This window comes from Gelidibacter sp. (assembly GCF_035577925.1).
GTDB lineage: Bacteria > Bacteroidota > Bacteroidia > Flavobacteriales > Flavobacteriaceae > Gelidibacter.
This window is the reverse complement of record NZ_DATJCY010000229.1, coordinates 1-5,936: the sequence shown is the minus strand read 5'-3', so window position 1 is coordinate 5,936 and position 5,936 is coordinate 1. Positions and strand designations below refer to the sequence as shown.

At 35.6% G+C, this 5,936-nt stretch carries 3 protein-coding genes and 2 pseudogenes; 1 reads left to right on the top strand and 4 read right to left on the bottom strand.

Annotation, left to right across the window (positions count from 1 at the left end; all coding sequences use genetic code 11):
* Together VNJ50_RS09150 and mfd are read right to left on the bottom strand one after the other, a co-directional pair.
* A pseudogene (locus VNJ50_RS09150) lies at positions 1-655 on the bottom strand (TlpA family protein disulfide reductase); the annotation flags it as partial.
* 55 nt (positions 656-710) lie between these two features.
* Positions 711-4,070 (bottom strand): transcription-repair coupling factor, encoded by a 3,360-nt coding sequence (gene mfd, locus VNJ50_RS09145; protein WP_325581129.1) that lies wholly within the window; start codon positions 4,068-4,070, stop codon positions 711-713.
* A 209-nt stretch (positions 4,071-4,279) separates the two neighbouring features.
* Here mfd and VNJ50_RS09140 point away from each other — a divergent pair, with 209 nt between their 5' ends.
* The gene (locus tag VNJ50_RS09140) at positions 4,280-4,711 is read left to right on the top strand and encodes a TerB family tellurite resistance protein (protein WP_325581127.1); all 432 of its coding nucleotides are present in this window, start codon (positions 4,280-4,282) and stop codon (positions 4,709-4,711) included.
* A gap of 110 nt (positions 4,712-4,821) precedes the next feature.
* On the opposite strand, the gene VNJ50_RS09135 is transcribed toward VNJ50_RS09140, so the two are convergent.
* Together VNJ50_RS09135 and VNJ50_RS09130 are read right to left on the bottom strand one after the other, a co-directional pair.
* Positions 4,822-5,259 (bottom strand): hypothetical protein, encoded by a 438-nt coding sequence (locus VNJ50_RS09135; RefSeq protein ID WP_325581125.1) that lies wholly within the window; start codon positions 5,257-5,259, stop codon positions 4,822-4,824.
* Between the two features lie 58 nt (positions 5,260-5,317).
* A pseudogene (locus VNJ50_RS09130) lies at positions 5,318-5,936 on the bottom strand (penicillin-binding protein 1C); the annotation flags it as partial.

The following is a 5,936-nucleotide window of genomic DNA, read 5'->3' as shown; positions in this document are numbered from 1 at the left end:
ACGCCATAACACGATCGGTCAAAAACGTTGAACTTTGCAATAGCTGATTACTGAAATCGACATTTTGAAGATAGGTCCTTTTTAAGTTTGCTGAATAAGTGGAAACATCTTCAAAGCTTTCAGGAATATAAGGCGCGTTAGCAGTTATAAAAACCGAAGCCAATGTACCTTTTGATGCCAGCTCAAAAGCATCTTGTGTTTCTTTTAATGTTTTAAAAATATCATTAAATGCTGTTTTATCTTCACTTTGCTGTGAATAAAAATTACCGATAGTTCTGTTGATCATTTCGATACTATTGGTGTAAGATGCCCATAGTTTATTTTCGTTAGATTCCTTAAACTCTAAACCGTCGGTCAAACTAAAAAGAAGAACCACATCTTCTTTGCCATTATAAATTAAATCGAAGTTGTGTTCTTCTTGTGGCACACCGTAAACTATTTTATAAATTCCGGAGCTATTGGTGCTGTCCAGATCAATTTTAAAATGGCCATTTTCATCAACTTTCCCTCTATCGACATAAACGGAACCCATGGCATCAGACTTGTATAAAAACGCATAAGTAAAATCTTCTGCTGGCGAAAATGTGCCTTCAATAGTATGTTGCGCCATCAAAACAGAAGGCAAAAACATCAAAAATAATATCATTCTTTTCATACGAACGGTGTTTGATTAAATTCTCAAAAGTGATAATACGCTTTATATTTAGTCATTATTCCAAGATAGGCTTTAATACTGCCAATGCTTGGTTTACAGTTTTAATATGTTCAAAAGTAAGCAATAATCGCAAACCAGATCGGGTTTGTTTTTCTTTCATTTTTGCAGCCGTTGGATGGGACTGGATGTACCGCAACAGTTTGGTAAATCCGGCACTTTGATAAAATGCACTTTGCTGATCGTTGATGAAATAGCCTATCATCTTACCTTGTTTCATGACCACTTTTTCCAATCCGATTTTTGTAGCTGCCCATTTAACACGAACGCTATTTAACAAATCGACCACTTGTTTTGGCATTTCACCAAAGCGGTCAATAATATCAGTTTCAAACTTTTGAAGGTCTTCTTCCGTTTTAATATCGTTAAGTCGGGTATATAAATTTAAACGCTCAGCAATATTGTTCACGTAATCATCTGGGAACAATAGTTCAAAATCGGTTTCAATCGTGATGTCCTTAACGTACTCCTTATCTGTAAGATCATCCTCATACAAATCCTTAAATTCGTTTTCCTTCAATTCATCAATCGCTTCATTCAAAATTTTCTGATAGGTATCAAATCCGATATCATTGATAAATCCGCTTTGTTCACCGCCAAGCAAATCACCGGCACCTCTGATTTCCAAATCCTTCATGGCGATATTAAAACCGCTGCCCAGTTCTGTAAATTGCTCTAGAGCAGTAATTCGTTTGCGCGCATCATCGGTCATTGCCGAATAATCGGGTGTAATAAAATAACAGAATGCTTTTTTATTGCTTCGTCCTACACGACCTCGCATTTGGTGCAAATCACTCAATCCAAAATTATTGGCATTATTAATAAAAATGGTATTGGCATTGGGTACATCCAAACCACTTTCTACAATGGTGGTGCTGACCAATACATCAAATTCGCCATTCATGAAATCGAGCATCATCTGTTCGAGTTTTTTTCCGTCCAATTGTCCGTGGCCAATCCCAATTTTTGCATCCGGAACCAAACGTTGAATCATCCCCGCCACTTCTGTAATGTTTTCAATCCGGTTATGGATAAAAAAGACTTGTCCACCGCGCTGAATTTCATAGCTCACGGCATCTCGAATGGTTTCTTCATTAAATCGAATTACATGGCTTTCTATAGGATATCGGTTGGGTGGCGGTGTGGTAATAACCGATAAATCGCGTGCTGCCATCAAACTAAACTGCAAGGTTCTTGGAATAGGCGTTGCTGTTAATGTGAGCACATCCACATTATCTTTAATAGTTTTTAGTTTTTCTTTGACGGCAACTCCAAATTTTTGTTCTTCGTCCACAACCAATAATCCCAAATCTTTGAACTTGACATTTTTATTTACCAATTGATGCGTACCAATCACAATATCTACATTACCGCTTTCAAGACGTTCTAATGTATCACGTTTTTCTTTGGCACTTCTAAATCGGTTCAAATAACTGACCGTTACCGGAAAATCCTTTAAGCGTTCAGAAAATGTTCTGTAATGTTGATAGGCCAAAATGGTTGTAGGTACTAAAACCGCTACTTGTTTGCCGTTGTCAACCGCTTTAAAAGCAGCCCTGATAGCCACTTCGGTTTTACCAAAGCCAACATCGCCACAAACCAATCGGTCCATGGGGCGTTCACTTTCCATATCCATTTTAACGTCGGCGGTAGCTGTTATTTGGTCGGGTGTATCTTCATAAATAAAAGAAGCTTCCAACTCCAATTGCATAGCGCTATCAGGATGATATTGATGCCCTTTTTCGTGCTTGCGTTTGGCATAAACTTGTATCAAATTGAAAGCAATTTCCTTAACTCTGGTTTTTGTTTTTTGCTTTAAGGTTTTCCAAGCATTACTTCCAAGTTTATAAATTTTTGGTGGTTTGCCATCTTTTCCGTTAAACTTTGTGATTTTATGCAACGAATGAATACTCAAATACAACACATCACGTTCGCCATAAATTAATTTGATGGCTTCTTGCCTTTTTCCTTCAACATCAATTTTTTGAAGGCCGCCAAATCGTCCAATACCATGATCAATATGTGTGACATAATCCCCTATATCAAGATTGGTCAATTCCTTTAAAGTGATGGCCATTTTTTTGGCATAACCGTTTTTTAAATGGAATTTATGATAACGTTCAAAAATTTGATGATCTGTGTAGCAGGCTATTTTGTTATCATGATCTATAAATCCTTGATATAAAGACAAAACCAGCGTTTTATAATGGATTCCATGCTCTAAAGTCCGATGGCGTTCTACATTGATATCTTCAAAAATATCGTGAAAACGCTTGGCTTGCTGCTCACTTGCACACACAATATAATTGACATAACCTTGATCATAATGTGTATTCAAATTTTCAATAAGCAAATCGAATTGCTTATTAAAAGACGGCTGTGGGGCGGTATGAAACTCAATAACCTGATTGGATAACATGGATGAAACACCAAATTCCACCAAAGTAAAATCCAGTAATTCACGTTTTAACAACGTCGCGCTACAAAACAATTCTTCGGGCGATGCATGTTTAATTTCAGAAGAAAAATTCTTAAAAGCTTCTTCTGCTTTACCAAAAAAATCTTCAATTCTCGAAAAAAGCAAATCGGCATTCTTCGTAAAAACCACTGTTTTTGACGGAATATACTTTAAGAAACTTTCTCTATTTTCACTGATAAACTTATTTTCAACATTGGGAATAATATTGATTTTTTCGATTTTATCGGTTGACAATTGTGTTTCTACATCAAAAATTCGGATACTATCCACTTCATCGCCAAAAAACTCGATACGAAAAGGTTGATCATGAGAAAACGAAAACACGTCCACAATACCACCTCTAACAGAAAACTCACCCGGTTCTGAAACAAAATCCACACGTTTGAACTGGTATTCAAACAAAACCTCATTTACAAAATCGATGGACAAATTATCATTTACAGAAATTTTCAACGTGTTTTTCTCCAGCTCTTTACGGGTCACCACTTTTTCAAAAATCGCATCGGGATAGGTGACAATAATAGCTGGTTTTTTTTGCGAATTGATACGGCTTAAAACCTCAGCACGTAAAAGCACATTGGCATTATCTGTCTCTTCAATCTGATAAGGACGTCTGTAACTCCCGGGATAAAAAAGCACGTCTTTACTGTTAATCAACAATTCGAGATCATTGAGATAAAAAGCCGCTTCTTCTTTATCATTGAAAATCAACAATAAAGGAAGTCCTGACGTTTTAAAACATTCAGAAAACACAAAGCTCAAACTCGATCCCACAAGACCTTTTAAATGTGTTTTACTTTGATTTTTGGCAATAGCAGTATGCAGATCTTGCGTTTGCGAAGCCTGTGCATATACTTGCGAGAGAGGTGATTTACTCAAGACAATTTATTTTGAGCAAATATAAAGTTTACAATTTAAATGCACCGTATTACGAATGCGAAATTAATCTTAAAAGAGAATGGACTTAACCTTAAAACATGATAAATTAAGAAAAAAGATATCGAATTTTCATTTGGATTTTTGGGACGATCATAAAAAAATAATGTAGATTTGGTTAAGATGATTCATTAAAATTAAAACATAACAATATGTCAATTTCAGATTTATTTGATAGTGGATTTAAAAAACGTAACGAAGACCATTTTGCGGCTATAGTAAGAATTGCCATGGATGACGGCATTATATCTGACAATGAAAAAGCGTTTTTAGACCGCTTGGCCAACAACTTGGACATTGATGATGAAGACTATAAAAATATTCTTAAAAACTATCACATGCATCCTATAAATCCGCCCGTTTCTTACGACAGGCGTTTAGAACGCTTATACGATTTGGCGCGTATGGTATATGTGGATCGTATTCAAGGTAAAGATGAGCAGAATTTGTTGAAAAAAATTGGCATCGGCTTAGGTTTCAATACAGATAATGTAAAATACATTGTGGACAAAGCCTTAGCACTGGTATCGCATGGCGTAGATCTGGACACTTTTATTGACGAAATGAAAAACATGAATAAATAATCTGAAACCTGATTTTTGGATTTTTGCAAAACTTTTAATCAATTATTTAACAAAAAAACCAGAGCGATAAACTCTGGTTTTTTGTTTAAAAAGTATGTTGCTGTTAGTTGTTAGAACCAAGTATTCCAAGGAATCTTAGCCAATACGCACACCAATGCCAAGGTATAAAATATAGCCAATACTTTAAATTTTGGCTTAGAAGTCAATTTCTTTTTATGTTTAGAATATCCAACAGTTATCAAAATAACCGCAATAATCATCATTAATGGATGCTCTACGATATTAGACCTTAATATCGAATTTTTCATAATACCTCCCATTCCCAATTCAGAAAACAAGCTTAAATAATCGGCTGCAAAAAACAGAACCAATCCCAAAAGCAACTGAATATGTGTTACAATTAAAGTAAATAATGAAATTCTAAAATCGATAGGATGGAATTCTTTGTTTCCAAAAAATTTAAACAATGCATTTAAAGCAGCTATCACAATCAGTAAAAGGGTCAAATAAGCCCAAAGGGAATGAAGCATTTTTACAGTTTCGAACATGTGTTTTTGTTTGATAGGTTAAAGACAAAAATAGTGATTTAAAATGTTTTTTAAGGCATCATTCCAAAATTTCAATCCAACGCTTATTTTCATTTCCAAAGGTATCCACTACGGTAATTACATGCTTGCCATGTTTTGGCTGCATCGCAAACTCATGAATGTCTTTAGTGCTCCCCAAATAGGTGTCGTCCAAATACCAAAACACTAAAGTTTCGGGTTTGGAATGTGCCACTCTTAAAATAAGCTGATTGGTTTGCCCGTCAAAATCCTTAGGTAGGAAAATGGCGTTATTCTCTTTCGGATAAATGAACTCCATGGCAATGTCATTTTCCCCGAAACAATCTTGTCTAAACGGTGGCAAAGATTTATAAAACGGGTTTTGCGCCTTATAATAATATTCCATGAGCGGTGGCAACGCAAACCACGATTTATGAATGATGGTATTCACATCTTCACATGAGGAATTCACTTGAAACTGTTCATTGCTATCCAAATGCACAATCACATGAAATGGACAAGGCGGCGTTTTAAGTCCGGCCGTTTGAATAAATTTCTGTTGTACAATATCGCAATTTGGCGACGCTCTATACCCCGATTGTGAGCAAATAGCTACTTCTTGCATTTCGTCAAAAGGTTTTGAAAACCAATCACTTTTAGGCAATACATCAAATACTTCA

What these genes read in the sequence shown, in the direction of transcription:
- VNJ50_RS09135 (WP_325581125.1), bottom strand. Translation starts at nt 5,259, where the DNA reads ATGTTCGAAACTGTAAAAATGCTTCATTCCCTTTGGGCTTATTTGACC.
- VNJ50_RS09140 (WP_325581127.1), top strand. Translation starts at nt 4,280, where the DNA reads ATGTCAATTTCAGATTTATTTGATAGTGGATTTAAAAAACGTAACGAA.